The sequence below is a fragment of the Dietzia sp. 111N12-1 genome (genome assembly GCF_001658045.1).
Classification (GTDB): Bacteria; Actinomycetota; Actinomycetes; order Mycobacteriales; family Mycobacteriaceae; genus Dietzia; species Dietzia kunjamensis.
The window spans coordinates 16,481-42,360 of sequence record NZ_LSSV01000013.1; the positions used below are offsets into that span (position 1 = coordinate 16,481).

At 71.7% G+C, this 25,880-nt stretch carries 23 protein-coding genes; 12 read left to right on the top strand and 11 right to left on the bottom strand.

Annotated elements, in window-relative coordinates; all coding sequences use genetic code 11:
- Positions 1–152: 152 nt before the first annotated feature.
- From AYO52_RS02070 to AYO52_RS02085, 4 genes are read left to right on the top strand one after another with little or no spacing between them, the layout of a single operon-like run.
- Positions 153–1,010, top strand: coding sequence for a metal ABC transporter solute-binding protein, Zn/Mn family (locus AYO52_RS02070; protein ID WP_253695953.1), 858 nt, complete (start codon positions 153–155; stop codon positions 1,008–1,010).
- Complete coding sequence (locus AYO52_RS02075; protein ID WP_067712533.1) at positions 1,007–1,807, top strand: metal ABC transporter ATP-binding protein; 801 nt, start codon at positions 1,007–1,009, stop codon at positions 1,805–1,807. The genes AYO52_RS02070 and AYO52_RS02075 overlap by 4 nt, the downstream gene beginning before the upstream one ends.
- Positions 1,804–2,673, top strand: coding sequence for a metal ABC transporter permease (locus tag AYO52_RS02080; protein WP_067712535.1), 870 nt, complete (start codon positions 1,804–1,806; stop codon positions 2,671–2,673). Before AYO52_RS02075 ends, AYO52_RS02080 begins: the two co-directional genes overlap by 4 nt.
- On the top strand, positions 2,670–3,389 hold the full coding sequence (locus AYO52_RS02085) for a metal-dependent transcriptional regulator (RefSeq protein ID WP_067712537.1): 720 nt from the start codon (positions 2,670–2,672) through the stop codon (positions 3,387–3,389). Before AYO52_RS02080 ends, AYO52_RS02085 begins: the two co-directional genes overlap by 4 nt.
- A gap of 40 nt (positions 3,390–3,429) precedes the next feature.
- Here the strand turns inward: AYO52_RS02085 and AYO52_RS02090 are convergent, their stop codons facing one another.
- Together AYO52_RS02090 and AYO52_RS02095 are read right to left on the bottom strand one after the other, a co-directional pair.
- On the bottom strand, positions 3,430–4,788 hold the full coding sequence (locus AYO52_RS02090) for an FAD-binding oxidoreductase (RefSeq protein WP_067712544.1): 1,359 nt from the start codon (positions 4,786–4,788) through the stop codon (positions 3,430–3,432).
- A gap of 40 nt (positions 4,789–4,828) precedes the next feature.
- Positions 4,829–6,952, bottom strand: coding sequence for an MMPL family transporter (locus tag AYO52_RS02095; protein WP_096905911.1), 2,124 nt, complete (start codon positions 6,950–6,952; stop codon positions 4,829–4,831).
- A gap of 157 nt (positions 6,953–7,109) precedes the next feature.
- On the opposite strand from AYO52_RS02095, the gene AYO52_RS02100 reads away from it, so the two are divergent.
- The 4 genes from AYO52_RS02100 (at position 7,110) to AYO52_RS02115 (ending at position 11,563) form a co-directional block, all read left to right on the top strand.
- A complete protein-coding gene (locus AYO52_RS02100; RefSeq protein ID WP_067712550.1) occupies positions 7,110–8,342 on the top strand; it encodes a pyridoxal phosphate-dependent aminotransferase family protein in 1,233 nt (410 codons plus the stop codon).
- Positions 8,339–9,265 carry an NAD-dependent epimerase/dehydratase family protein gene (locus AYO52_RS02105; protein WP_159981087.1) on the top strand — a complete coding sequence of 309 codons (927 nt, stop codon included), beginning with the start codon at positions 8,339–8,341 and terminating at the stop codon, positions 9,263–9,265. The genes AYO52_RS02100 and AYO52_RS02105 overlap by 4 nt, the downstream gene beginning before the upstream one ends.
- 73 nt (positions 9,266–9,338) lie before the next feature.
- Complete coding sequence (locus AYO52_RS02110) at positions 9,339–10,448, top strand: acyl-CoA dehydrogenase family protein (protein ID WP_067712556.1); 1,110 nt, start codon at positions 9,339–9,341, stop codon at positions 10,446–10,448.
- Positions 10,449–10,531: 83 nt separating this feature from the next.
- Entirely contained in the window at positions 10,532–11,563 is a 1,032-nt protein-coding gene (locus tag AYO52_RS02115) for a C4-dicarboxylate ABC transporter (protein WP_216635301.1), read from the top strand.
- A 5-nt stretch (positions 11,564–11,568) separates the two neighbouring features.
- Here AYO52_RS02115 and AYO52_RS02120 read toward each other — a convergent pair whose 3' ends face one another.
- Together AYO52_RS02120 and AYO52_RS02125 are read right to left on the bottom strand one after the other, a co-directional pair.
- A complete protein-coding gene (locus AYO52_RS02120) occupies positions 11,569–14,892 on the bottom strand; it encodes an error-prone DNA polymerase (RefSeq protein WP_172812094.1) in 3,324 nt (1,107 codons plus the stop codon).
- A 33-nt stretch (positions 14,893–14,925) separates the two neighbouring features.
- The gene (locus tag AYO52_RS02125; RefSeq protein ID WP_067712561.1) at positions 14,926–15,849 is read right to left on the bottom strand and encodes a sucrase ferredoxin; all 924 of its coding nucleotides are present in this window, start codon (positions 15,847–15,849) and stop codon (positions 14,926–14,928) included.
- Positions 15,850–15,935: 86 nt separating this feature from the next.
- Here AYO52_RS02125 and AYO52_RS02130 point away from each other — a divergent pair, with 86 nt between their 5' ends.
- Positions 15,936–16,577 (top strand): hypothetical protein, encoded by a 642-nt coding sequence (locus AYO52_RS02130; protein WP_067712563.1) that lies wholly within the window; start codon positions 15,936–15,938, stop codon positions 16,575–16,577.
- A 32-nt stretch (positions 16,578–16,609) separates the two neighbouring features.
- On the opposite strand, the gene AYO52_RS02135 is transcribed toward AYO52_RS02130, so the two are convergent.
- Both AYO52_RS02135 and AYO52_RS02140 read right to left on the bottom strand, forming a co-directional pair.
- On the bottom strand, positions 16,610–18,262 hold the full coding sequence (locus AYO52_RS02135; RefSeq protein ID WP_067712735.1) for a DNA polymerase Y family protein: 1,653 nt from the start codon (positions 18,260–18,262) through the stop codon (positions 16,610–16,612).
- Positions 18,259–18,798, bottom strand: coding sequence for a hypothetical protein (locus tag AYO52_RS02140; protein ID WP_253701770.1), 540 nt, complete (start codon positions 18,796–18,798; stop codon positions 18,259–18,261). The genes AYO52_RS02135 and AYO52_RS02140 overlap by 4 nt, the downstream gene beginning before the upstream one ends.
- 403 nt (positions 18,799–19,201) lie before the next feature.
- Between AYO52_RS02140 and AYO52_RS02145 the strand changes: the two genes are divergently transcribed.
- The gene (locus tag AYO52_RS02145; protein WP_067712569.1) at positions 19,202–20,482 is read left to right on the top strand and encodes a DUF2254 domain-containing protein; all 1,281 of its coding nucleotides are present in this window, start codon (positions 19,202–19,204) and stop codon (positions 20,480–20,482) included.
- A gap of 83 nt (positions 20,483–20,565) precedes the next feature.
- Complete coding sequence (locus tag AYO52_RS02150) at positions 20,566–21,519, top strand: L-lactate dehydrogenase (RefSeq protein ID WP_067712571.1); 954 nt, start codon at positions 20,566–20,568, stop codon at positions 21,517–21,519.
- Position 21,520: 1 nt separating this feature from the next.
- Here the strand turns inward: AYO52_RS02150 and AYO52_RS18485 are convergent, their stop codons facing one another.
- The gene (locus AYO52_RS18485; protein WP_167457923.1) at positions 21,521–21,664 is read right to left on the bottom strand and encodes a hypothetical protein; all 144 of its coding nucleotides are present in this window, start codon (positions 21,662–21,664) and stop codon (positions 21,521–21,523) included.
- Positions 21,665–21,780: 116 nt separating this feature from the next.
- Between AYO52_RS18485 and AYO52_RS02155 the strand changes: the two genes are divergently transcribed.
- Positions 21,781–22,182 (top strand): DUF6157 family protein, encoded by a 402-nt coding sequence (locus AYO52_RS02155; RefSeq protein ID WP_067712574.1) that lies wholly within the window; start codon positions 21,781–21,783, stop codon positions 22,180–22,182.
- On the opposite strand, the gene AYO52_RS02160 is transcribed toward AYO52_RS02155, so the two are convergent.
- From AYO52_RS02160 to AYO52_RS02175, 4 genes are all read right to left on the bottom strand, one after another.
- Positions 22,179–22,799 carry a GDSL-type esterase/lipase family protein gene (locus AYO52_RS02160; RefSeq protein WP_067712739.1) on the bottom strand — a complete coding sequence of 207 codons (621 nt, stop codon included), beginning with the start codon at positions 22,797–22,799 and terminating at the stop codon, positions 22,179–22,181. The two genes, AYO52_RS02155 and AYO52_RS02160, sit on opposite strands and share 4 nt — an antisense overlap.
- Positions 22,800–22,879: 80 nt before the next feature.
- On the bottom strand, positions 22,880–23,623 hold the full coding sequence (locus AYO52_RS02165; protein WP_172812095.1) for a response regulator transcription factor: 744 nt from the start codon (positions 23,621–23,623) through the stop codon (positions 22,880–22,882).
- Positions 23,620–24,888 carry an ATP-binding protein gene (locus tag AYO52_RS02170; RefSeq protein WP_082923711.1) on the bottom strand — a complete coding sequence of 423 codons (1,269 nt, stop codon included), beginning with the start codon at positions 24,886–24,888 and terminating at the stop codon, positions 23,620–23,622. The genes AYO52_RS02165 and AYO52_RS02170 overlap by 4 nt, the downstream gene beginning before the upstream one ends.
- Before the next feature lie 11 nt (positions 24,889–24,899).
- Positions 24,900–25,880: a mechanosensitive ion channel family protein gene (locus AYO52_RS02175; RefSeq protein ID WP_082923702.1), complete on the bottom strand. Its 981-nt coding sequence runs from the start codon at positions 25,878–25,880 to the stop codon at positions 24,900–24,902.

Genomic DNA, 25,880 nt, shown 5'->3' on the forward strand with positions numbered 1-25,880 from the left:
TCGCCATGCTTAACTTTTGTCCAGCAGTGAACCGTAAAGAGGGCGGCCCGCGCACATGCCGCACCGCCGTCGTTCCCGTCTTCACTCTCGCCCTGCTGGTCGTCCTCGCGACGTCCGCGTGTACGTCCGTGAGGACCGACACCAGTGACGAAGTGGCATTCACGGACGACGGCCGACGGTCCGCAGGTCCGGGGGACCGGGTGGTCGTGGCCACGACCTTCACGATCCTCGCCGACATGGCGCGCCGTATCGGAGGCGATCGGGTCCGCGTGGAGTCCGTGACGACCGCCGGTGCGAACGTGCACTTGTACGAGCCGGGAGTCAACGACCTCAAGCGGGTCGAGGACGCCGACCTCATCGTGAGCAACGGGCTTGGCATGGACGACTGGCTGTTGCGGTTCATCGACGGGACCGACGCCCGGCACGTGATCACCTCGAGCGAAGTCGATCCCCTGCCCGTCCGCTCCGGCAAGTACACCGGACGCCCCAATCCCCACGCGTGGATGTCGCCCGTCGAGGGCGCGAAATACATCCGGGCGATCGCCCGGGCACTCGCTGACCTCGACCCGGACGGTGCCGCCGCCTACACGGCCCGCGCCGAGGACTACGTGGCCGACCTCGTCGACCTGGCCAGCCGCGCCCGGACGGCCGTGGTTTCCGTGCCCGAGCAACGCCGGGTGTTGACGACCTGTGAGGGCGCGTTCTCGTATCTGACCAGAGACATAGGCCTGGACGAGCTATATCTGTGGTCGGTCAACAGCGAGAACCAGGGGCTGCCGCGGCAGGTCACGAGCATGATCGAGGAGGTGCGCGGGCGTGATATCCCCGCCGTCTTCTGCGAGTCGACGGTCTCCGGCGCAGCCATGGAACAGGTTGCGGCAGAGACCGGCAGCCGACTAGCCGGGATGCTCTACGTCGATTCCCTCTCCACCCCCTCCGGTCCGGTGCCCACCTACCTGGACCTGCTCGACCACAACCTCGAGACGATCACCCGGGAGTTGGCGTCGTGACCGTACAGCCGCAGCCCTCGGCCACGTCCGCGGGCCCGCCGGCCATCGAGGTCACGGACCTCACCGTCGATCGCGGCCAGGTCCGCGCACTCGACTCGGTCTCGTTGTCCGTCCCCCGCGGGGAGATCACCGTGTTGCTCGGCCCGAACGGGTCGGGAAAATCAACCCTGATCCAGGCGATCCTGGGCCTGGTCACTCCGAGCAGCGGGACGGTCCGCATCCTGGACGCCCCCGTGGCGCTCGCCCTGCGCACGGGGCGGGTGGCGGCCGTCCCCCAGTCCGACGGCATCGACGAGCGTTTCCCCGTGACCGGGGCAGAAGTGGTCATGCAGGGCCGCCGACGCTTCACCGGTCCGTGGCGCCGCCCGTCCACCGTCGACCGCCTGGCCGTCGACGACGCGCTGGACCGGGTCGGACTGTCCGCGATCGCCGGTCGGCGAATCGGCGAACTCTCGGGCGGCCAGAGACGCAGGGTGCTGCTCGCGCGCTGCCTGGCCCAGGAGGCCGAACTCCTCCTGCTCGACGAGCCGTTCAACGGCATGGACGCCGGCAGCGAGTCGGTGTACATCGACGTGCTGCGCCAACTCGCCGCCTCAGGGCGGGCAGCACTGGTCTCCACGCACCACCTGGGTACCATCGCACAACTCGCCGACTCGGTCGCACTGCTCAACGTCCGGCTCGTGGCGCACGGCCCGGTCGACGAGACCACCACTCCGCAGATACTGACCACCCTGCTCGGCGCCCGCGTGCCGGATCCCACCGAGCGCGTCGCGACCACTGAGGGGGCCCTACCGTGATCGACCTGATCGTCGAACCAATGACGTACGAGTTCATGCGCCGCGCGCTCCTGGTGGTGACGGCGTCAGGGATCGCCGGGGCGTTGCTGAGCTGCTGGCTGGTGCACATGGGCTGGTCTCTCATGGGCGACGCGGTCTCACACGCCGTTCTCCCGGGTGTGGTGATCGCCGGCATGACGGGCATCCCGTTCGCCGCCGGAGCGCTCATCGCGGCGCTGGTGGCGGTCACGCTCATCGGAGCGGTGCGCGGGAGCGGGACGGTCCGGGAGGACGCCGCGATGGGCATCGTCTTCACGGCCCTGTTCTCCCTCGGCCTGGTCCTGATCGCCCGCTTCCCCAGTCAGCGTGATCTCCACTCGATCCTGTTCGGCAGCGTGCTCGGAGTCCGTGACTCCGACCTCTACCAGGTGCTGGCGGTGTCGGTGTTCACCGTGATCGTGCTGCTGGCATTCCGTCGCGACCTCATCATGGTGGCGTTCGACCGCCTCCACGCCCACACCCTGGGACTGCGGACCGGCGCGCTCACCGCACTCCTCCTGGCCACCCTCGCCACGGCTACCGTGGCGGGAGTCCAGTCGGTCGGTGTGATCCTGGTGGTGGCGACCCTCATCATCCCGGGCGCGACCGCACAATTGCTGGCCGACACCATGCGGGGGACCATGATCCTCTCCGTCGTCGTCGCACTTCTCGGTGGCGTGGTCGGCCTGTACGTCGGTTACTACGCCGACCTCCCGCCCGGTCCCGTCGTGGTCCTCACCCAGGCGGTGATCTTCGCGGCAGCACAGTTGTTCGCGCCCGGTCGCGGGGTGATCCCCCGGGCCGCGGCGAGCGCGCGGTCACGACGATCAGGGATGATGCCCGCATGACCGTCGATCCCCCCCGAGACCTCGCAGATCTCACCCCGACAACCCAGTCCTACCTCATGGCCGCGCACGCACTGGGAGCCGGCGGCGACCCCGTGACCTCCGGGGCGTTGGCCGAGCGCCTCGGAGCGTCTCCCTCCTCGGTCACAGAGGGCGTCCGTAGACTCGTCGCGCTGGGCCTGGCCGAGCACCGCCCGTACGCACCTGTAGAGCTCACCGACACCGGGCGGGACTTCGCAGTGGCGATGATCCGGCGGCACCGGATCCTGGAGACGTTCCTCGCCCGGTGCCTGGACTACCCGTGGGACGAGGTGCACGCGGAGGCCGACGCGCTCGAGCACGTGGTGTCCGACCGGTTCGTCGACGCCCTCGACGCCTTCCTCGACCACCCGCGGCGCGACCCGCACGGCGACCCCATCCCCACCCGGGACGGCCACCTCGACAAGCTGGGCGACATCCCCCTGGACCGGGTCCCCGAGGGCGCCGCCGGCGTGGTGACGCGGGTGTCCGACCGGGACAACACCGTGTTGCGCCACCTGGCCGAGATCGGCCTGTGGCCCGACTCACCGGTCGAGGTGGTCTCCCGTCAGGTCGAGCTGGGGATCATCACCGTGTCCCTGGACGGGCGGGTGGTGCCGGTCGGCACGCCGGTCGCCGCGGCGGTGCGGGTCCGGGTCCTGACGGGCGACGACGACGAGGTCGGGCCCGACCAGCGGTGAGCACACCTCACGGCCCGCTCACCACACCGCCTCGCGCCCCTCACAACATCGCGCCCGGGTTGAGGAGCCCCTGCGGGTCCAGGGCGTCCTTGATGCGGCGGGTGAGCGCCATGACGTCCTCACCGAGTTGATCAGGCAGCCAGTCCTTCTTCAGCCTGCCCACCCCGTGCTCGCCGGTGATGGTGCCGTCCAGGTCGATGGCCAGGTCCATCACCTCACCGAACGCGAGCTGGGCGCGGGCGGCCCGGTCCGGGTCGTCGTCTTCCAGCACGATGATCGGGTGGGTGTTGCCGTCCCCGGCGTGGGCGACCAGCGCGATGGGCACGTCCCGCCGGGCGGAGATCTCCTCGATCCCCGCCACCAGGGCAGGCAGCGCGGGCAGCGGGACACCCACGTCCTCCAACAGCAGCGTGCCGGTCCTGCCCAGGCTCGTGAACGCGGCCCGGCGGGCGATGGTGAACTGCTCGCCCTCGTCGGGGTCGTCGGTGGCGAACACCTCGGTGGCGCCGTGGGTGCGGAACGCCTCGGCCATGAACTCTGCCTCGGCCGCCCGGTCGGGACCGGTCAGGTCGGACTGGGCCAGCAGCATCGCCCCGGCCGAGGTGTCCAGCCCCATCCGCAGGTCCGCCTCCACCGCCCGGATCGAGGTGTTGTCCATGAACTCGAGCATCGCGGGGCGGATCCGGCGGGTGATGGCCAGGACCGCCTCGCTGCACGCCACGACGTCGGGGAACACGCCCACGACGGTTGAGCGGGGAGGTTGCTCGGGGAGCAGTCTGACGATGATCTCGGTGACGATTCCCAGCGTGCCCTCGCTGCCCACGAAGAGCTTGGTCAGGCTGAGCCCGGCGGTGTCCTTGAGCCGCGGGCCGCCCAGCCGGACCGCGGTGCCGTCGGCCAGGACCACCGTGAGCCCCAGCACGTAGTCCGTGGTCACGCCGTACTTGACGCAACACAGCCCACCGGCGTTGGTCGCGACGTTGCCGCCGATCGAGCAGATCTCGTACGACGACGGATCCGGCGGGTACCAGAGCCCGTGCTCGGCGGCGGCCCGCTTGACCTCCGCGTTGAGCAGGCCGGGCTGGACCGTCGCGGTGCGGGTGACGGGGTCCACGTGGATCTCCCGCATGAGCTCGCTGGTCAACACGATCCCGCCCTCCACCGCCGTGGCCCCGCCGGACAGGCCCGAGCCGGCCCCGCGGGGGACCACCGGCACGTCGAACTCGGCGGCCCAGCGCATCACCTGTTGTACGTCCTCGGTCGACCGCGCCCGCACCACCGCCAGCGGCATCCCCGGGTCGGGGGCCTGGGCCCAGTCCTGGCGGTAGGACTGCACGACGTCGGGGTCGGTGAGGATCGTGGCGCCGGAGAGGCGGCTGCGGAGGGCGTCGATCGACATGCCCCGAACCTACGGCCGTATTGCCGCGGGCGTATCGCGATCAGCTCTCCCGGATCCGCAGTCGGTCGAAGACCACCCGGAGGGGCCGGGGCGCCCACCAGTTGGCGTCCCCGAGGATGAGCATCGCGCTCGGTACGAGCAACAGTCTGATGACGAACGCGTCCACCAGCACGGCGAGCGCCATCCCGAACCCGAGCATCCGGACCACGCTGATCCCCGATGTTCCGATGGCCAGGAACACCACGGCGACGAGCACCGCCGCGGCACCCACCACAGGGGCGGTCCGCCCGACACCGTCGACCACGGCCCGGGTGGTGTCTCCGTGGCGGTCGTACTCCTCACGGACTCGCGAGAGCAGGAACAACTGGTAGTCCATCGACAGGCCAAAGGCCAGGCACGCCATGAGCAGGGGCGAGGAGGAATCCACCACCCCGGTGGCCGTGACCCCCACCAGGTCGGCGAGGTGCCCCTCCTGAAAGACCAGGACCATCACACCGAACGTCGCGGTGAGGCTCAGCGCCGCCATGAGCAGCGTCTTGAGGGTGACCACCACGCCACCGGTCAGCAGGAAGACCAGGGGCAGGACCACCGCCATGACGAGCAGGGCGACCGGAACCGCACGGTCGGTGACCGCCTGCCGGGTGTCGACATCGTCGGAGTAGGTTCCCGCCACCGGGGCGGGGGCCACCGAGTCGCGGACCCGCTCGGCGAGGTCCTGTTGCTCCGGCTGCGAGAGCCCCGGGTCCGTCACCACCTCCACCGCGGCCACGGCGCGCTGTCTCAGGGCGGGTTCCCCGGGCCCCACCGCCAGCCCGTCGGACACCCTGCCGTCAGGGCCCCGTGCCGCCGTCACTCCGTCGATGCGCGACACCCGCTCCGCCAACGCGCCGGGGTCGACCCGGTCCGCCAGGATGATCAGGGGATCGGACCCGAGGTCCGGACGCTCGTCACGCAGACGCTCGGCCGCCACCCTGGACGGGGCATCCGGCGGCAGGACCCTGTCGTCGAGAGTGCCCAGCCGGAGGCCGAAGGCGGGCGTCAACAGGATCAACAACAGTGCCGACACTCCCAGCGCCACCGCGACCGGGTGCCGACGCGACACCCCGAGCAGTGCGGTGACCGAGCGCCCTGGCCGGGTCGGGTCGACCCGCCGCACGGACCACGCGTCGATCCTCCGACCGAGGACCCGCAGGACCGGGGGCAGCACCACCAGGGTGAGGGTGGCGACGAGCGCGACCACAGCGACACCGGTGATCGCCATGGACCTCAGGAAGGGCATGTCGACCGCCGTGAGCGCGGCCAGACACAATCCGACCGTCACCGCCGAGACGACGATGGTCCTTCGGCAGCGCCTCATCGTGCGGTCGACTGCCTCGGGCGGGTCCGCCCCGGCCGCCAACTCCTCGCGGAACCGGGTCACCACGAGGAGGCTGTAGTCGATCGCCAGCCCCAGTGCGAGACCGATCACCAGGTTGAGGGCGAAGACGGAGACGTCGATCAGGTGGACCAGTCCGGACAGGACGACAAAGGTCGAGAGCATGGCGAGCACGCCGATCGCGACCGGGACCGCGGCGGCCACCACGGATCCGAAGAACAGCACCAGCAGGACGAGGGTGACGGGGACGGCGATGAGTTCGGCGCGGGCCAGATCCTCTCGCCCGAGTAGGTCGTCCTCGCGGAGCACCTCGGCCCGGCCCGTCAGCTGCCTCTCGACACCCTCTCCGGGCGGGGGCAGGGTCTCGCGGACCGTGTCCAGGGTGCGCCTCGACTCGGACTCGTCGCCGGACAGCACCGCGGTCACCACCGTGGGCCCGTCCCCCGGCGCCGGCGAGACGGCCACGCCGCCCACTCCCCCGGCGCCGGTGAGGAAGGACGCGACCGCCTCGCTGTCTCGGGCGACCGCGGCGGGCTCCGAGCCCGAGACCAGGACGATCAGGTCGGGGGTGCCCACCCCCAGCTCCGCGTTGAGCCGACTCTCGGCGACGGCGGACGGTGTGGAATCGGCGCGGAACCCCCCGGGAGTCAGCGCTTCCTCCACTCCCCCGGCGGAGAGCGCCCCGAGCACCGCGAGGACCAGGGCCGCGGCGAGCGGCCACCCTCTCGCCAGGACCGACCGCCATCGGTGCGCCCGCCGCCGCGTCCGGACGTCGCTTCTATGGCTCATAGGTCTCCCTGCGGTCGGTGTGCCCCACTCATTCGTCGCCCGCCCGTGCGCGGATGGCCGACCCGGACATCGGCGCGTTCAGGAAAGGTCGACGTCGGACCCATCCGACCGCACCCACGACACGAATACCCGGGGTAGCCCACCGGAAGGACCACCCGTGAACCATCCCCTCATCGACCGCCTCGCCGCTGACGACCGGGTCCGGCTGTTCTCGTCCCTCCAGGACGCCGGCCAGAGCCCCTACTACCGGACAATGCACTCCAGCTCCGGTGCCACGAGCAACGTCCAGGGCGTCGACCGGATCATGCTCGGCTCCAACAACTACCTCGGCCTGGCCAACCACCCCCAGGTCATCGAGGCCACCACGGAGGCGGTCCGCCGGTTCGGGTCGGCCAGCACCGGGAGCCGGCTGCTGAACGGCACGATGTCGCTGCACGAGGAGCTGGAGGCGGAGATCGCCGACTGGTTCGGCACCGAGGACGCGCTGTGCTTCTCGACCGGGTACCAGACCAATCTCGGCACCCTGGCGGCCCTGGTCGGCGGGCGGGACGCGGTCGTCATCGACGAGTTCGCGCACGCCTCGCTCCGGGACGGGCTCCGCATGGCGCGGACCTCCGTCCACCCGTTCCGCCACAACGACCTGAGTGCGCTCGAGGAAGCCCTGGTAGCGGCCCGCGGTGAGTCGCCGGACCAGATCCTCGTCGTCGTCGACTCTCTCTACTCGATGGAGGGCAGCCTCGCGCCCCTGACCGGGGTCGCCGACCTGGCCCGCGAGTTCGGGGCCGCGCTCATGGTCGACGAGGCCCACGCGATGGGCCTCTACGGACCGACCCGGCGGGGGCGGGTCGACGAGACCGGGACCGTCGACGCCGTGGACGTGACCATGGCGTCGTTCTCCAAGTCCTCGGCCTCCTGCGGCGGGTTCATCACCGGCAGCGCCGAGCTGGTGACCGGACTCAGGGTCACCGCACGGCCAATGATCTTCAGCACCTCCTCGGTGCCCGCCGCGACCGCGTCCTCCCTCGCCTCGATCCGGCTGATGCGCACCGACGAGGGCGCCCGGCGCACCGACGCGGTCCGCCGGAACTCAATCCTCCTGCGCACCGAACTGCGCGGGAAGGGGATCGAGTGCGACTCCGGGCTGCCCGACGACTCCTGGTCGCCCATCGTGCCCGTCCCCGTCGGGGACGACCTCCGCGCCGTCCACACGTGGAACCTGCTGCTCGAGGCCGGCGTGTACACGGGTGTCGCGGTCCACCCGGCCGTCCCGGCGGCCGGCGCGATCCTGCGCCTGTGCGTGACCGCGGACCACACCGAGGAACAGCTGGTCGGGGCGGCGGTGTCCATCGCCCACGCCCTCGCCGCCACCCGCCTGGACGCGGCGTCGTGAGGGTGGTCCTCACCGGGGCGTCCGGCGACGTCGGCACAGCTCTCCTGCGCGGACTGGTCGGCCGCGACCACGTCGAGCGCGTGGTCGCACTGGCCCGGTCGCCGCTACGGGTCCTGGACCCGAAGATCGAACAGCATCAGATCGACCTCGCCACCGACGACCTCGACGAGGTCTTCGCCGGCGCCGACGCGGTGATCCACTGCGCCTTCATGGTCGAGGAGCCGCGCGACAAGGACTCGGCGCGCATCGTCAACGTCGACGGGTCGCGGCGGGTGCTCCTCGCGGCCGACGCCGCCGGCGCCCGGGTGTGCGTGATGACCTCGAGCATCAACGCCTACGGCCCCCGCGGCGGCGCCGAGGTCATCGACGAGATGGCCGCCATCGGCGCCGGCGAGGAGCACTACTACTTCCACCACAAGGCGCTCATGGAGGAGGATGTGCGCCGGTGGCGACGGGAATCCGGCGGCCGGATGGCGGTGGCGGTCCTGCGCCCCACCTACGTGGTGGGGCCGGACATGGCCAACTCCGGGCTGGAGACCATGCGCTCGCGCGTCGTCCTCTACCCGAGCCCCGGGCGGTCCTACTTCCAGTTCCTGCACCAGGACGACCTCGTCGACGCCTACCTGCGGGTGGTCCTGGCCGGGGTCGAAGGTCGGGTCGACGGCGAGTTCAACCTCGGCCCCGAGGGCGCGGTGACCGTCGCCGACCTGTGCCGGATGAACCGCTCGATCTGCGTCCCCGTGCCGCTCGGTCCCGCCCGACTCCTGGCCGACCTCGGCTTCCGACTGCGCCTTCTCCCCTACTCCTCCCACTGGGTGACCCGCGGGGAACCGGTCACCACCTCGCGCCGACTCCGGGACGCCACCGGGTGGCAGCCGCGGTACGACTGCACCGAGGCCGCCCGCCTCATGCTCGCCGGCTGAACCGCCCCCGCCGACTCTGCCCGCCATCCCTGCCCGCTGACCCCCTCCGCCGACCCCTCACCGAAAGGGCCCCATGCTCCTCACCACCGAGAACCAGACCCTCGACCACTACGCCCCCCGGCTGCGTGAGCGCTTGTACCAGAACGGGCTCCTCGCCAACGAGAGCTCCGCGAGCACCGCCGTGTCCGACTGGTCCGCCACCGGCGGGACCGGACTCATCGTCCCCACCTCTCTGGGGGGCGCGGGGGCGAGCGCGGTGGACGCTGTGCGCTTCCAGACCGCGATCGGGGCCGTCGCCCCCTCGCTGGCCGCCGCCACCACGATGCACCACTTGTCGTGCGCGACCCTGTTCGAGGCGGCCGAGGACGCCTCCCAGGACGAGCGCGACCTCATCAAGGCGCTGGTCGAGGACGGCACTGTGATGGCCTCCGGCTTCTCCGAGGGCTCCCCCGGGGGCTCTGTGTTCCGCCCGACCATGACCGCTCGCCGCGACGGCGACGGCTACCTGCTCTCCGGCCGCAAGGCCCCCTGCAGCCTCGCCCGGTCCATGACCCTCCTGGTGGCGAGCGCCCTGGTGGACGACTCGGAGCGGGCCGTCGTCCTGGTCTTCGACGGGGCCGAGGGTCTGCGTCGGGAGCCGTTCTGGAACAGCCCCGTCCTCGCGGCGGCCGAGAGCGACGCCCTGGTCCTCGACGACGTCCGGGTCGGCGCCGACATGGTCTTTCTCACCTCCGAGAACGACCCCGACGACGTCCACGAGATGACCGGCTACCTGTGGTTCGGGCTGCTGATCAGCGGCTGCTACCTCGGGGTGGCGACGCGACTGGTCGAGCGGCTGGCCGACCGGCACCGGCTCGACCCCAAGGTGTTCTCCTCCGCGCTCGCCGAGGTCGAGACCATGCGGACAGCCCTGCACGCCGTGGCCCGCGAGTTCGACGAGGGCGCCCGCGGCGGCGACGTCTCCGCGCGACTCGCGCTGGTCCGGTGGTCGATGCGCGACGCCCTGGTCCGGGTGCAGTCCCTGGTCCGCGAGGCAGTAGGGGGCTTCGCGTACATGCAGGACCCGGAGCTCGCGTACGCCTTCGAGGCCGTCCAGGTGTTCGGCTACCACCCCCCGTCGCGCCGGGACACCGCCGACCGGTTGGTGCAGTGGGCGCGCGGCGAGGACTTCCGCTACGTCTGAGCCCTCTGTGGCGCCCGAGCCCCTTCCGGGCGCCGTGAGGGGCCGGGGATCCGACGACGACGAGGCCCCGGCATAGTGTCCTGGTGACTTCGGCCCCAGCGACAGGACCCGGCCCCGGGGCGCCCGCCGTACCCGGCCCCGGACCTGCCTGGTTCGGGGCCGTCATGGGGACGGGCGGCCTCTCCGCCCTCCTGCAGATCCACGCCGAGCGCGTGCCCGGCTTCGGGCCGCTCGCGCTCGTCATGCTGGCCCTGGGCTGGCTGCTGCTGGTCGGTCTGGGCGCCGGGTTCGCGCGGTCGATCGTCCGGGACCCTGACGTCTGGACCCGGTCGGTGCGGGACGCGGCGATGCTGCCGTTGTGGGGCATGGTCTCGATGGGTCTGTTGGCGGTGGGGTCGGCGAGCTTCGTCGTGGTCGACGCGCGTGCCCCGTCCCTGTCCACGGTCGCGTTCGGCGTGGACGCGGCGCTGTGGGGGGCGGGCACCGTCCTGGGCCTGGCCACCGCGACGGGGTTCGCCGTCTGGCTGTTCACCACCCGTCCCGCCCATCCGCTGCCCACGTGGGCGCTGCCGATGGTGCCGCCGATGGTCTCGGCGACCACCGGCGGTGTCCTGGCCGGGCAGATCGACTCCCCCACCGTGCGCACGGCGGTGGTGGCGGTGTGCACCTTCGGCTTCATCGCGGCCCTCGGGTTGGGCGGCGCCGTCATCACGATGGCCTATCACCACGCGTGGTTCCGCACCCCCGTTCCGGTGGCGTTGTCGCCCTCCACCTGGATCCCGCTGGGCATCGTCGGCCAGTCGGCGGCCGCCGCGCAGGTGCTGGCCGGGCCGGGTCAGGCGGGGATCGCCCGACTGTACGGCGCTGTCGTCCTGATCGCCGGTGCCGGCCTGGGGGCGTTCGCGGTGGTGTCGACCATCCGGGGTTTCCTCGCCCGGATGCCGTGCAATCCGGGTTGGTGGGCGATGGCCTACCCGCTGGGCACCTGCGCGCTGGGCGCCCATCACCTCGGCTGGGCGGCCGCGAGCCTGGTGACCGTGGTCGCCCTGTGTGGCATCTGGCTGCTCTGTGCGGTCGCGAGCGTCCGCGCCGTGCTGTGGGCGCGGACATCGTAGGGCGGTCATCGGAAGTCCCGGCTGCGGCCGATCGCCATGCCCAGGTGCAGGCGTTCGATCTTGTCCGCCACCACGCTGACCGCGCCGGAGCGGTTCTCCACGGTGCCGCGGACGATGAGCGCCGGGGACGCGGAGACGATCGGCCGGTATCGCGCCCACAGGCCGACCGAGCACACGATGTTGGTCATGCCCGTCTCGTCCTCGAGGCTGAGGAAGGTCACGCCCTCCGCTGTGGCGGGGCGCTGCCGGTGGGTGACGGCTCCGGCGACCTCGACGCGGCTGCCGTCGGGGACGTGGGCGAGCCCGGCGGTGGTGCATACGCCGCGGGAGTCGAGCCACGGCCGGGCGTGGACGGTCGGGTATTCCTCGGGGCTGATCCCGGTGGCCGACAGGTCGGCGGAGGTGAGTTCGAGGACGCTCATGCCGGGCAGGGCCGGGGCGTCGACCTGGCTGAGCCCGGGCAGCATGCCGGGCTTCTCGCGGGCCGCGGTGGCCGCCGACCACAGGGCGGACCGACGGCCCCCGGTGCCGAGCGAGTCGAGCGCCCCGGCGGTGGCGAGTGCCTCCATCTGCCGGACGGACAGGCCGGTGCGGCCGGCGAGGTCGGCGGCGGAGGTGTACGGGCCGTGGGTGTCGCGTTCATCGGCGATCGCGGTGGCCAGGTCCTCACCGATCGCCCGGACCGACTCCAGTCCGAGGCGCACCTCGGCACCATCGTTCTCGCAGGTGGCCCCACCGAGTGAGCGGTTGACGCACGGGCGGTGCACGGTGACACCGTGCCGGCGGGCGTCGGCGACGAGCGACTGCGGCGAGTAGAAGCCCATGGGCTGGCTGCGCAGCAGCGCCGCGCAGAAGATCGCCGGGTGGTGGCACTTGAACCATGCGGAGTAGTAGACGATGGCGGCGAAGGACTGGGAGTGGCTCTCGGGGAAGCCGTAGTTGGCGAAGGCGCACATCTTCTCCCAGATCCGCTCCCCCACCTCCGGCCCGGTGACCGGGGTCCCGGGCGGGCTGGTGCCGATCCCGTGCAGGTCGCGCATCCCGTCGAAGAACCGTTCCTTCAGTCGGGCCATCCGTTCGGGTGACCGCTTGGACCCCATCGCGCGGCGCAACTGGTCGGCTTCCGCTCCGGTGAAGCCCGCGATGACGGTGGCGATCTGCATGAGCTGCTCCTGGAACAGCGGGATCCCCAGCGTGCGTCCCAGCACCTCCTCCAGCGCGGGGTGGTCGAACACCACCTTCTCCCGGCCGTTGCGGCGACGGATGTAGGGGTGCACGGACCCGCCCTGGATGGGGCCGGGACGGATGAGCGCCACCTCGACCACCAGGTCGTAGAACGTCCGCGGTCGGAGCCGGGGCAGGGTGGCCATCTGTGCGCGGGACTCCACCTGGAACACACCCACCGAGTCGCCCAGGCACAGCATCTCGTAGACCTTCGGGTCCGCGAGGTCCAACCGGGCCAGGTCCACGTCGAGATCCTTGTGTTCCGCCGCGAGGTCGATGGCGTGATGCAGTGCGGTGAGCATGCCCAGGCCCAGCATGTCGAACTTGACCAGCCCGACCGCCGCGCAGTCGTCCTTGTCCCACTGCAGGACCGTCCGTCCCGGCATGCGTGCCCACTCGACGGGTACCACGTCCGCCACCGGGCGGTCGCAGATCACCATGCCTCCCGAGTGGATCCCCAGGTGGCGGGGCAGTCCGACGAGCCGCCGTGCCAGCGCGAGCACATCGGGCGGGACGGTGTGCTCGGTGGCCTCCCTCTCGTGGTTCTTCAACCCCGACCACCGGTCGACGCTCTTCGACCACGCGTCCTGTTGCCCCGGGGAGTAGCCCAGGGCCCGGGCCACGTCCCGCACGGCCGATCGTCCGCGGTAGGTGATGACGTTGGCGACCTGGGCGGCGTGGTTCCGGCCGTACCGGGAGTAGACGTACTGGATGGCCTCCTCCCGACGGCCCGACTCGATGTCCACGTCGATGTCCGGCGGACCGTCTCGCTCCGGCGCCAGGAACCGCTCGAACAACAGCTGGGCGCCCACCGGGTCGACGTTGGTGATCCCCAGCGAGTAGCAGACCGCCGAGTTGGCGGCCGAGCCGCGGCCCTGGCAGAGGATGCCCTCGCGGTGGCAGAACTCGACGATGTCGTGGACGACGAGGAAGTACCCGGGAAAGCCCAGTTCGGCGATCACCTGTAGTTCGCGGTCGATCTGCGCATACGCCTCCGGGGCCTCTTCGCGTGTCCCGTAGCGACGGGCGGCGCCGGCGTAGGCGAGCTCGGCGAGCATCGTGTCCTCGGTGTAACCCTCGGGGACGTCGAACGGAGGTAGCTGCGGGGCGATGAGCCGGAGGTCGAACGCGCACTCCCGGCCCAGCCTGTCCGCCCCGGCCACGGCATCGGGCCAGCGGTCGAACAGTTCCGTCATCTCCTCGCCCGAGCGCAGGTGCGCCCCGCCCGCGGCGGGCAGGTGCGCTGCGTGGGTCTCCAGTGCGTCGCGCGCACCGAGCGCCGCCATGACCGAGGCCAGTCGCGCGTCCTCCGGCCCGGCGCAGTGGGCAGCGGTGGTCGCGACGACGGGCAGGCCCGCCTGCGCGGCGAGACCCGCCAACGCGTCGCATCGTTCCGTGTCCTCGGGAACCCCGTGACAGGTCAGCTCCACGACCACCCTGTCCTGACCGAACAGCTCGACGAGCTGGTCCAGGGCCGCACCGGCAGCGGGGATGTCGAAGTCGGACGCCCCCGTCCCGCCGCGCTCCAGGGACCGACGGACCCGGCCTCGACGACAGCCGGTGAGCACATACCAGTGACCGCCGGCCGCCTCCGCGAGCTCGGTCATCTCGTACCGCGGTTCGCCCTTTGCCCCACCCCGCAGGTGGGCGTGGGCGATCGAGCGCGACAACCGCCGGTAGCCCTCCTCACCCCTGGCCAGGACCAGCAGGTGCTCGCCGCCCGGTAGCGAGAGTTCCGCCCCGAACACCGTGGCCAGTCCCAGCTCGGAGGCGGCCTCGGCGAAGCGCACGACCCCGTACAACCCGTCGTGGTCGGTGATCGCGAGCGCCGTGAGCCCCAGTTCCGCCGCCGCCTCGGCCATGGCCTCGGGAGAGGAGGCCCCGTCGAGGAAGCTGAACGCGGTGTGGGCGTGCAGCTCCGCGTACGGCACTCGCCCCCGGGCGCGGGCCCGCGGAGGGGCCGTGTACCCGCCACGCTTGCGTGACCAGGCGGGGGCGTCGCTGCCGTCGCCGGGGTGCGGGTTCTCGGCCCCTCGCGGGCCCGGTCGTCCGGAGAGCACCCGTTCGAGTTCCGACCACGTCCTGGGTCCGTGGTACCAGTTCACCGGTGCTCACCCGCCCGGTGTCGGTGGGTCGATTCAGAGCAGGGTGAGGGACTCCACGACCCACGCCGAGGCCTCGCCGGCGGGCTTGCGGCAACTCTGCTGGCGTGGCGGGAGCGGTCGCTTCCCTGCCTCGACCCGCCAGGCGCGTCCGTCGGTGTGCCGGACGACGACCACGAGCGGGTCATCCGGGTCGACGTCGACGATGAGATCGTCGATCCCCGCCTCCACGCCGGACTCCCGGACGGCGACCTCTGCCACCTGCCCGGCCGGCGCCCACGTGCTGCGACCCCGCAGGTGCTCGGTGACGACCCGACCGTCCAGTTCGGCCTCGACGATGCGGGCCGCGAGATCCGCCTCCGCGGGTCCGTAGGTGTAGCCGGTGCCGGGGAGCAGCAGGACCGGGGCGAAGCGGTGCCCGCCGGTGTGGGAGCACTCCCACACCGCGGCGTCCGGATCGAGCGCGGACAGGCGGGCTCCGACCAGCTCATCCAGTTCGGCCACGACCGGACGCCCCCGGACCGCACAGCACTGGTCACGCTTGGCGTGGGTGCACACCAGCGGCACCGGGGCCGAGATCTCGCGGGTACCCGCCACGTGCCCACCGGGCGAGAGGTCCAGGTCGAGCATGTCCGCGGGACGGTCGACACGGCCGACCCGGATACTCCGCCGGCCGGGCCTGGTGTCGCACAGGTAGAAACGGTGACGGTCGATGCGTTGGCCCTCGCGGCCCGGGCGCCGGATGAAGAGCATCCGGGATCCGCAGGCCGAGACATGTTCCTTGAGTCGCTCGGACAGCTCCTCGCCCAGGGCTTCGCCGTCGAAGATATCGCGTCCCCAGCGCGCGGGAACCTCCAACAGGACCCACGATTCCTCGTGGGCCGCGGTACCGGCGGGCGGCTCATCGGCCGACTGGAGGGAACACCAGGCAGTGAGTGGGGTGGGATCGATGACTGACACGCCCCCATGGTGCCCCACCGCGCGACGTGGTGTAACTGTAGCCACCTCGTGGGACAAAAGTGATGAGAGGGACTTAAGCTGGGGCCATGCGTACCCGACATCGCCGCCTCGCAGCGGCCGCCGCCCTGACCGCCGCCGCGTCCCTGGCCATGGCGGGCTGCGGGGCCGACACCTCGACCGACGCCCCCGCCACCAGCCAGACGACCACTGCGGGATCCTCCCCGGCCGCCCTGGCGCAGGCTCTGGCGCCGGAGGAGACCGAGGCCGCCGACCCCACCGCCGGCCCGACGGACTCCGCCCCCAAGCGCGAGGAGGCGGACGCTGCCGCCGGACGCGCAGAACTGGTGGTATCCGAGATCCGCATGGGCAATTTCCAGGGCAAGGACCGTGTGGTCTTCGAACTCGACGGCCGCGGGACCCCGAGCTATTCCGTGGACTATGTGGACAGCCCGGCCCAGCAGGGCAGCGGCTTTCCGGTGGAAGTGCCGGGCGACTCCTTCCTGCAGGTGACGATCGGCGGCCAGGTCCTGCCCACCCAGACCGGCATGGAGGAGGTCCCCGTGGGCACCGTGGCCGGCGACGACGCGACCGGGGTGGCGGGCGTGGCGTTCACGGGACAGTTCGAGGGGCAGGCGCAGTCCGTGATCGGCCTCGAGGGCTCGGACCGGGCATTCTCCGCCTTCCTGCTGCAGAACCCGACCCGCCTGGTGGTCGACATCGAGCGCTGAGCCGCGCCGGGGGCGCCTCATCCGCGAACGGCTCATTCGTAGACTCCTTCCACGATCCAGTTCCCCTGTTCGTCCCCGAGCACGCCGCAGAGCAGCAATGCCGCCGCACGCTCGGGGACGACCTGCATGCGGGCCCGAGGGCGGCGAGGCTCGCCGTCGGGCGTCGGCTCCCACCAGGCCTCGTCGATCGGCCACGGCCGTGACCAGCCGAGCAGCGCGCAACGGCGACCGCCCACCTCGACCGCGGCAGGCCTGCCGCTGAGCAGACCCCGCGGGGTCACCCCCACGACATCTCCGGCTGCACTGCGCAGCACGACTCCCCTGACGAGGGCCACCCGCGCCGCGACGGCGGCTCCCGGGTCGCCGCTCTCGCGGATCTCCAACCGGTAGCCCGGCCCCGGCCACACCACCGACGGCGAGGGGGCGGGCAGCGCCCCCGGCCACGGCCCCTGAGCGGCGGGCTCGGCCGGGGCGTCACCGTACGGCAGTGACCGCACCCGCTCGGCCGGCCCGCGGCCACCCACTTCCACGGGCACACGGACCGCCTCGGGCCCGAGCAGACCCTGGACCCGCACCAGTGCGCGGTGGACGCGGGCCTCCGCGAGCCCGGCCTCGCCCCAGAGCCCCTCCTGTACGCGGCCGGCGGGGACCACCTCCACCGGTTCCAGGACGAGGGCGGTGACCGCGCCCCCGGCCCCACCGGCGATCGCGGTCCCGGTGAGCCAACCCTCGAGTTGCCAGCGGAGCCGATCGGCGGTGCCCTCCGGGGTGAGGGGCGATGAGCACCGCCACACCCGGTTGACCTCCGTACCGCCCTCCACCCGGGCGGTGATGGACAGACGCAGGCACGAGACGCCGGACGCGGCGAGCACGGCGTGCAACTCCCCCGCCAGCCGCCGGCCGAGGAACGCGGCCTCGTCGACACGCTCCAGTGGCGGGTCGCACCGGTGCTCGACCGCCGACCCCGTGGGCACCGCGGACACCGAGGGCGGACGCCACGGGACGGCGCGGGCGATACGGTGCGCCACCGCACCCCCCTCCCCGAAGCGGGTGGCCACATCACGCGGCGGTAGCGCGGCGAAGTCGCCGAGCGTCCGCACGCCGAGGCAGTGCAGCAACCCGACCAACTCGGACAGCACCTCGGGGTCCCCCAACGCGGGTTCCACCACGAGTGCGTCCACAGGCAATCCGGCCAGGTAGTCAGCGTCCCCACCTGGTTCCAGCAGTGCCGAACCGCGGGCCCCGAGCACGGCCGTGGGCAATTCGTCCGCGAGGCCCACCTGACACTCCGCGCCGGCGGCCGCCACCGCGTCGACGACGCGGGTGACGACCTGTTCGACCCCACCGTGGAAGCGCAGGGCACCCGCTGCGGAGAACACGAACAGTCCGGGGCGCAGCACCTCGATACCCGGGACGACGGCATCGAGCGCCTGCACCACGGGCTCGAACCACGCGGCGTCCCGGGCCGGGTCGGCCGCGACCACCACGAGTTCGGGACAGCGGAACTGCGCCTCACGCCGGCGCAGACCACGACGCACCCCCACCGCGCGGGCGACGGCGTTGCACGCGAGCACCCCCCGGGGCCCGACGACCGCCAACGGAAGATGCAGCCCGTGCCCCTCGGCCCGTGCCGCCGCGACCGTCGGCCAGTCCGGGCACCACACCGCCATGACCCGGGCGCTCATCCCGCCGCCACCCATTCCGCGGTCCGGGCGGGTGCCGCCCGGCCGGAACAGCGCACCACCGTGGAGACCGAGGCCAGCCGACCCGCGCCCACACCCAGTCCGCCGTAGCGGCAGTGCCGCCCCGCCAGTGTCAGCTCCGCCCCGGGCCACCCGGCGCCCACGAGCAACACCGCGCCAGCGGCTCGGACCCGCCCCGCCAGCACCCGCGCACGGGACGGGGCGACCGGGGCCACACCAGGCCCCAGCAAGACCAGGTCCAGCCCGTCGAGCAGGACGGACACCACCGCTGCGGGATCCGGGCCGGGATCCGGGACCAGCGCCAGACAGTCCAGTCGACCTCCCTGCTCGGCCACCGCGGCCACGCCGAGCTCCGGCCATCCGACCACCGCACACCTGGCACCGGCGGCCGTGGCCGCGGCGAGCAACCCCACCCGTAGGGTGGCGCTGCCGGACACCGCCGTGACGCGGCCCGCGGGCAGCACCCCACCCGGCAACAGGGGCGCCACCGACCCCGGAACCGCGACTCCGGGAACCACGATCTCCGCCGCTTCCGCGGGGGCAACGGGGGCAACGGGGGCAGCCGGGGCAGCCGGAGCAGAGGGCGCAGAGACGACCGAAGCCGGCCCTGCCGGGGCCTGGGCGCGAACCGCGGCGGGTGCACCGCCGCCGGGCATCGCGGCCAGGCGGCGACGCAGCTCCGTGACACGCTCCTCCCGGCCGAGGCCGGACAGGTCGACAGGTGACGTCGCCACTACCATCATCCCCACCTCCCACCGGGTCCGACACGCCGGACAGACCATTGATCGAATGGCTTTTCGAGTACGCGATCAGTGAACACCACGGGTACGACATCGCGCAAGAACACCTGTTCGACAGGCCGGAACGCGCTTCACCGTCGGACCCACCGGCTACGCTGTGTCCACCACAGAGAGGACAGCCATGGCCGGACTACGCTTCCGACTCCGACAGATCAGCCGGCGCTTCTGGTTTCTCCCCGCCGTGATGACCCTCGTCGCGTTGGGCCTCGCCCACCTGGGGGCGTGGTTGTCCACCAACCCGGGCACGAGTGACGAGGCGGCCTCCTGGATCTACGGCGGCGGCGTGGAGGGCTCCCGGAGCATCCTCGCCGCCGTGGCGAGCAGCTCGATCGGCGTCGGTGGCACCGTCTTCTCCATCACCATCGCCGCCCTCTCCTACGCCGCCGGCACCATGGGTCCGCGCCTGCTCCAGAACTTCACCGAGGACCGCGGCAACCAGATCACACTGGGCGTCTTCATCTCCACCTTCGCCTTCAGCCTCTACAGCCTCCGCACGGTCACCGGTGGCGACGAGGGCACCCCGTTCGTCCCCCAGTACAACGTCACCCTGGCCCTCATCCTGGCGCTCGGGTGCATCGGCGCACTCGTGTACTTCATCGGTCACGTCACCGGGTCGATCAACACCACCCGCGTCGTGAACCTCCTCACCACGGATCTACGTTCCTCCCTGCTCACCGCCACCGAACTGACGGATCCGGACCGCGATGTGCTGCCCCCACCAGAGGAGGAGTTCTGGGCGGACGCGGAGACTCTCCTCGTGGAGAAGGGCGGCTACCTGCAGCTCGTCGACCACGAGCGGCTCGTCGAACTCGCCGTCGAGACCGGGACGACGATCCGGCTCCTGGTGCGACCAGGGGATTATCTCTATCCGAACTCCCCCGTGGCCGAGTCCGTCCCCACCCTGCCCGAGGGCATCATGCCCGCCCTCACGGTCGGCGAATCCCGTACCCGCGACCAGGATGTCGAGCACGCCGTCCGCCTCCTCGCCGAGGTGGGCACGCGTGCACTGAGTCCCGGGACCAACGACCCGTTCACCGCCGTCGACGTCGTGGACCGCTTCGGGGACGCCCTGTGCACCCTCGAGGACAGGGAATGGCCGACCGGGGTGCACGCCAGGGACGGGGAGGTCCGCCTCGTCGTGGCGACCTCCGACTTCGCCGGCCTCGTCGCCACGATGTTCGACCAGATGCGGCAGTACGGTGCGGGCGCTCCAGCGGTCAGCATCAGGATCCTCGACGTCCTCGCCGTCGCGACGCAGGTCCTCGATGCCCCCGACCGTCGTGCGGTCCTCACCCACCACGCCACGAAGCTCCGTGACGACGCCCTCGAAGCCACCCGCAACGCCGACGACCGGATCACCATCGAGCGTCGTCACCGCGCCGTGCTCGACGCCGCCGGATAGCGGGGCCGAGCCGGACGGCAGGGCCCACCGACGTTCCTCCGATACCCTCCGGGCGGCGACCCCACGCCTCTACCCTTGCGGGCATGAAGGCCTCCGTCGGGAATCGCATCGTGCTCATCGGCGCCGGGGACGTGGGTATCGCCTACGCCTACGCGCTCGTCAACCAGGGGCTGGCCGACCATCTGACCATCATCGACATCGACCACGACAAACTCGTCGGAGAGGTCATGGATCTCAACCACGGGGTCGTGTGGGCGCCCTCCCCCACCCTCGTCACCGAGGGCACCTATGCCGACTGCACCGACGCCACCATGGTGGTCATCTGCGCCGGCGCAGCCCAGAAACCCGGCGAGACCCGCATCGACCTCGTGGGCAAGAACATGACGCTGTTCGAGAACATCGTCGGTGACGTCATGGCGACCGGGTTCGACGGCATCCTGCTGGTGGCCACCAATCCCGTCGACATCCTCACCCAGGCGTCGTGGCGCTACTCCGGGCTCCCCGCCGCGCAGGTCATCGGCTCCGGCACGATCCTCGACTCGGCGCGTTTCCGGTTCATGCTGGGCCAGTACTACGACGTGGCACCGATGAGCGTGCACGCCTCGATCATCGGGGAACACGGCGACACCGAGCTGCCGGTCTTCTCCTCCGCCAACGTCTCCGGGGTGCCGCTGCGCCGCGACCTGGCGGGCGACCCCGCCAAGCGGGAACGTCTGACGCAGATCTTCGACGAGACCCGGGACGCCGCCTACCGGATCATCGACTCGAAGGGGTCCACCAGCTACGGCATCGGGATGGGGCTGGCCCGCATCACCCGGGCGGTGCTGCGCAACGAGCAGGTCTCGCTACCGGTCTCCACCCTGCTGCGGGGCGAGTACGACCAGGACGGGATCTTCATCGGGGTGCCCGCGGTGATCGGGCGGACCGGCGTCCAGCGGGTGGTGGAGCTGGAGCTCGACACCACCGAACGCGAACAGTTCGCCCGCAGCGCGAGTGCACTGCGGGCGGTGTCCGAACAGTTCGAGATCCTGCGCTGACTCAGAGCGCGCCGGGGGGATCACTGGCCGGGAAGGACTCGTCACCCCACTCGTCGGCGACCGCGTCGTCGTGGTCGTACCGGGCCTTGTCCGCGGGCTCCTCGGAATGCTCGCCGACACGGTCAGGGTTCTGCGGACTCGTCATGATTCATCCTCCTGCCGCCGTACGGGGCGTACGACGAGAATCAGGTTACCGGAGACCATCACCTCACCGCCGGGACAACCGGACACCCGGGACCGCTACAGGAACAGAGGCGCACAATGCACACCACCCACTACACCGACACCCTGATCCTGCCCGCCCCGGACACCAGGGCCGTGGCGGCGACCGCCCCGCCCTCCGGGAAGTGGTCGGTCGCCGAGCTGCAGTACGAACGACTCTCGGGCGAGGACTACAGGTGGACGAGCGATGACCTGATATTCGACGTGTACTGCCAGCGCAAGGACATAGCCGAAGTCGACCGCGCAGCAGAACGCGAACGGTTCTTCTCCACGGGCCAACCGTGCCTGCGCACCTCCCCGCTGGCCAAGACCTACGGCTGGGCGCTGCACTTCGACTCCGACGGGCGCATCGCGCTGCTGCCGATGGACTCGACGCGCGTGGCCGAGCTCGAGGCGGACCCGACGGTGACGGTCAGGGCCGCCATGAAGAGTTCCCGTTAGTAACCCGGCTCGACATCCGGCAGGAGACGCAACCACTCGAGCACAGGACCGGAGATCACCTGGCCGAACTGTTCGTACCCGCCGGGCCCGGGGTGGGCGCCATCGCCGGCGGCGACCTCGCGCATCCACTGACCACCCGCCAGCAGCACGTCGAAGGTCGGCACGAACGGCACCCCGGCCTCGTCGCACACCTGCGCCATGGTCTCGGCCCGGGCGGCGATACGCTCGTTGACCTCGTCCCACACCACCGGCGGCGGCCCCACCACGAGGAACCGCCCCTCGGGCGCCCGGTCGATCATTCCGCGCAGCGCCGCGACGGTGCCCGCCTCGTCGACACGCAACGCGCCCTCGTGCTCCATGACGTCGTTGACGCCGAACTCCGCGATCACCGCGGTCGTGGGGAACGCGGCCCGCCGACGATCGACCTCGTCCCAGCGGGCCAGGATCATCTCGGAGGTGTCCCCGCCGATCCCGGCGACCGCGGCGTGGATGTGCACACCGGCCGAGGGGCCGGCTTCGATCAGGTGCGCGGTCCACCCGCGGCCCGTGTCATCGCCGTATCCGGCCACGAACGAGTCACCGATGATGCACACGGGCAGGTCGCACGGTTCGCTCATCCCGGTCACGCTATCGGTCCGGGTGGGTGCGCGGAGCCGACCCGGGCGAGAAGCCACTCCGGCCGGGCCGGGCGAGGGGATCAGTCCAGGTGTCGGGACTGCGCCCAGCGCGTCAGCGCGTGCCGGTTGGACTGCTGGGTCTTGCGGAGGACGTTGGAGGCGTGGGTCTCCACCGTCTTGACCGAGATGAACAACTCCTCGGCGATCTCCTTGTAGGTGTAGCCGCGGGCCAGCAGCCGCAGCACCTCCTTCTCACGCGGGGTGAGCGAGTCGACCTCGGGGTCGTGGACGGGCTCGCCACGATCGGCGGGGCCCGGGGAGGCGCGCGCGAACGCGTCCAGCACGAACCCGGCCAGTCGCGGGGAGAACACGGCATCCCCGTCGGCGACCCGACACACGGCGGCGGCCAGGTCCTCGCCGGTGATGGTCTTGGTGACGTAGCCGCGCGCGCCGGCCCGGATCACGGCGATCACGTCCTCGGCGGCGTCGGAGACGCTCAGCGCGAGGAAGGTCGGTTCCGGGGCGCGGGCGGGATCGGCCACGCCGCCCGGGTCGGCCCCCAGCACCGACCGCAGCACGGCCACGCCGCCGCCGTCGGGCATGTGCACGTCGAGCAGCACCACGTCGGGACGCACCCGGTCGATGCCGGTCACGGCCTCGGCGACGGAGCCCGCCTCGCCGACGACCTCGATGGCCGACTGTCCAGCGAGTTCGGCACGGACCCCGCTGCGGAACACCGCGTGGTCGTCCACGAGGAAGACCCGGCACATCCCGCCGCCCACCGCCGCCGACTCCTCCGACCCGTCCTGCGGCCCGTCCGTCATTCGTCCTCCAGCGGCATCTCGATCCCGATCTCCGTCCCGCGCCCGAGCGTACTGCGCACGCGCACGGTCCCACCGCGGCTCTCCACGCGGTGTCGGATGGACTGCGCGAGCCCGTGGCGGTCGCCGCCCACGGCATCGGGATCGAAGCCGCGTCCGCGGTCGCGGACGAACGCGCTGAGCGTGCGTCCGTCGTTCTCCACGAACACGTCGGCGGTGTCGACGCCGGCGTGCTTGGCGACGTTGACCAGGGCCTCGCGGACGGCGCCCAGGACCGCCTCCCCGGCGTCGCCGACCGGGCCGTCGCCACCCACCACGACCTGGTCCACCCGCAGTCCGTAGACGTCCTCGACGTCGCCGACCATCACCTCGACCGCCCCCGCGAAGGTCGCCGCGCCCGAGGACATCCGGGAGCCGGCGCCGAACAGCCACTGTCGGAGCTCCCGTTCCTGCCGGCGGGCGAGCCGCGCCACCTGGCCCGGGTCATCGGACCTCTTCTGGATGAGTGCCAGGGTCTGCAGGACGGAATCGTGCAGGTGGGAGGCGATGTCGCTGCGTTCGGACTCGCGGATCCGCGCCGCGCGCTCCTCCTCGAGGGACCGCCACAGTCGCAGTCCGACCGGCACGCTGAGCAGTCCCACGCCGACGAGGGTGGCCACGACCGCGAGGAGGGACGACCGCAGCGCGGCGAACTCGACCTGACCGAGGACCACGACGGCGAGCCCGACGACGACGAGGGTGGCCCCTGCGGTGACCCTGGCCCAGTCGAAGACCGACCGCGGCGCGACTCGTCCCCCACCGTCGTACTGCTGCCAGACCAGCCCGGCACCCAGGGCCACGACGAGGACGGGGACGATGACGCTCAGTCCCGTGGCGGTGGTCACCATGAACGAGAGCACCGCGCCCGCCACCGCCACGACGGCCAGTGCCATGCCGCGTCTGCGCTCGCGCTCGTCGCCCCGGCCCGCGCCCGCCGGCGCGGGCCCCGTCGGGGTGAGCGCCCACAGCGCCGAGTACAGGGCGACGCCGGCGCCCGAGAGCGTGGCCAGCAGGACCATGACCAGGCGTACGTGGACGACCCGCACCCCGAGGTGGTCGGCCAGGCCCACGCACACGCCCGCGACCACGGATCCGTCGCTGCCCCGGGTCAACCGCGGATACCAGCGGAAGTCGGTCGTCGCCACGGGGGGCCGCGCCGGTGGTCCGGCGACCGGGGACGCCGACCGGACCGCGGTGGCCGGCGCGGGATCGGTCGCGTTCTCACTCATGGACGCCATCGTCACAGATCATCGCCCCGAGGGGAATCGGGAAGTACCCGGATATCCACGGCCACGCTCGCCGGCGAGACACCCCCCTCCCGCAATCCGGCGACCAGGTCGCGGGAGATGGCGTCCTTGACCGCCCGCGCACCGTGACTGCCCACGACGAAGCGGACGGTGGCGAGGATCCCGTCCTCCTGCAGCGAGACGAACACCTGCGGCCCGAACTCCCGGACATCGACCGCGTACATGCGGCTCATCTGCTGCATGCTCGCCATCGCCTCGTCGCTCAGCTCCCTCGTGTGCCGGTCGGCGCAGGCGTGGAACACGGTGTCGACACGTCGGAGATCCACGTCGAACGGCAGCGTGAGCGACAGTTCCTCCCAGAGGAAGGGGAACCCGCGGGTGTAGTTGTAGACCGCCTCGTCGAAGATGACGCCGTTCGACACCGTGACCACCCGGCCGGTGAACTGACGGCTCGGTACCCAGTTGCCGGTCTCCGCGCCGGCCATCGACGACGGGGATCCCATCTCCATGACGGTCGTGCGCAGGAAACCGAGCGACATCACGTCGCCCCGGACCCCACCCACGGCGATCCGGTCGCCGACCGCGAACACCCGCCCCCGGAGGATGACGAAGTATCCCGCCAGACTCGCGATCACCTTCTGCAACGCGAACGCCAGGCCCGCGGTGACGAGTCCGACCCCCACGGTCAGGTCGGTTCCCGGGGTCACCCAGATGGAGAAGAGCGCCAGCACGGCCACGACGGCGGTGAACAGCTGCAGACTCTGCTTCGTCCAGAACCTCGACGCGGACCCGGCGGGCCCGGTGATCGCCTGCATCACCGCCCGCGAGATCGACGTGAACAGCGACAGCAGCACGAACAGCAGGATGCTGAGGAGCACCTTGAGAACGGTCCGCCCGCTGACCCCGACCAGCGTCACCCCGAAGAGCCGCAGCTGTTCGTCGGAGCCCAGGAAACCCATGACGGTGTCGACCAT

What these genes read in the sequence shown, in the direction of transcription:
- AYO52_RS02085 (WP_067712537.1), top strand. Translation starts at nt 2,670, where the DNA reads ATGACCGTCGATCCCCCCCGAGACCTCGCAGATCTCACCCCGACAACC.
- AYO52_RS02090 (WP_067712544.1), bottom strand. Translation starts at nt 4,788, where the DNA reads ATGTCGATCGACGCCCTCCGCAGCCGCCTCTCCGGCGCCACGATCCTC.
- AYO52_RS02095 (WP_096905911.1), bottom strand. Translation starts at nt 6,952, where the DNA reads ATGAGCCATAGAAGCGACGTCCGGACGCGGCGGCGGGCGCACCGATGG.
- AYO52_RS02110 (WP_067712556.1), top strand. Translation starts at nt 9,339, where the DNA reads ATGCTCCTCACCACCGAGAACCAGACCCTCGACCACTACGCCCCCCGG.
- AYO52_RS02130 (WP_067712563.1), top strand. Translation starts at nt 15,936, where the DNA reads ATGCGTACCCGACATCGCCGCCTCGCAGCGGCCGCCGCCCTGACCGCC.
- AYO52_RS02135 (WP_067712735.1), bottom strand. Translation starts at nt 18,262, where the DNA reads ATGAGCGCCCGGGTCATGGCGGTGTGGTGCCCGGACTGGCCGACGGTC.
- AYO52_RS02145 (WP_067712569.1), top strand. Translation starts at nt 19,202, where the DNA reads ATGGCCGGACTACGCTTCCGACTCCGACAGATCAGCCGGCGCTTCTGG.
- AYO52_RS02150 (WP_067712571.1), top strand. Translation starts at nt 20,566, where the DNA reads ATGAAGGCCTCCGTCGGGAATCGCATCGTGCTCATCGGCGCCGGGGAC.
- AYO52_RS18485 (WP_167457923.1), bottom strand. Translation starts at nt 21,664, where the DNA reads ATGACGAGTCCGCAGAACCCTGACCGTGTCGGCGAGCATTCCGAGGAG.
- AYO52_RS02155 (WP_067712574.1), top strand. Translation starts at nt 21,781, where the DNA reads ATGCACACCACCCACTACACCGACACCCTGATCCTGCCCGCCCCGGAC.
- AYO52_RS02160 (WP_067712739.1), bottom strand. Translation starts at nt 22,799, where the DNA reads ATGAGCGAACCGTGCGACCTGCCCGTGTGCATCATCGGTGACTCGTTC.
- AYO52_RS02165 (WP_172812095.1), bottom strand. Translation starts at nt 23,623, where the DNA reads ATGACGGACGGGCCGCAGGACGGGTCGGAGGAGTCGGCGGCGGTGGGC.
- AYO52_RS02170 (WP_082923711.1), bottom strand. Translation starts at nt 24,888, where the DNA reads ATGAGTGAGAACGCGACCGATCCCGCGCCGGCCACCGCGGTCCGGTCG.
- AYO52_RS02175 (WP_082923702.1), bottom strand. Translation starts at nt 25,880, where the DNA reads ATGGTCGACACCGTCATGGGTTTCCTGGGCTCCGACGAACAGCTGCGG.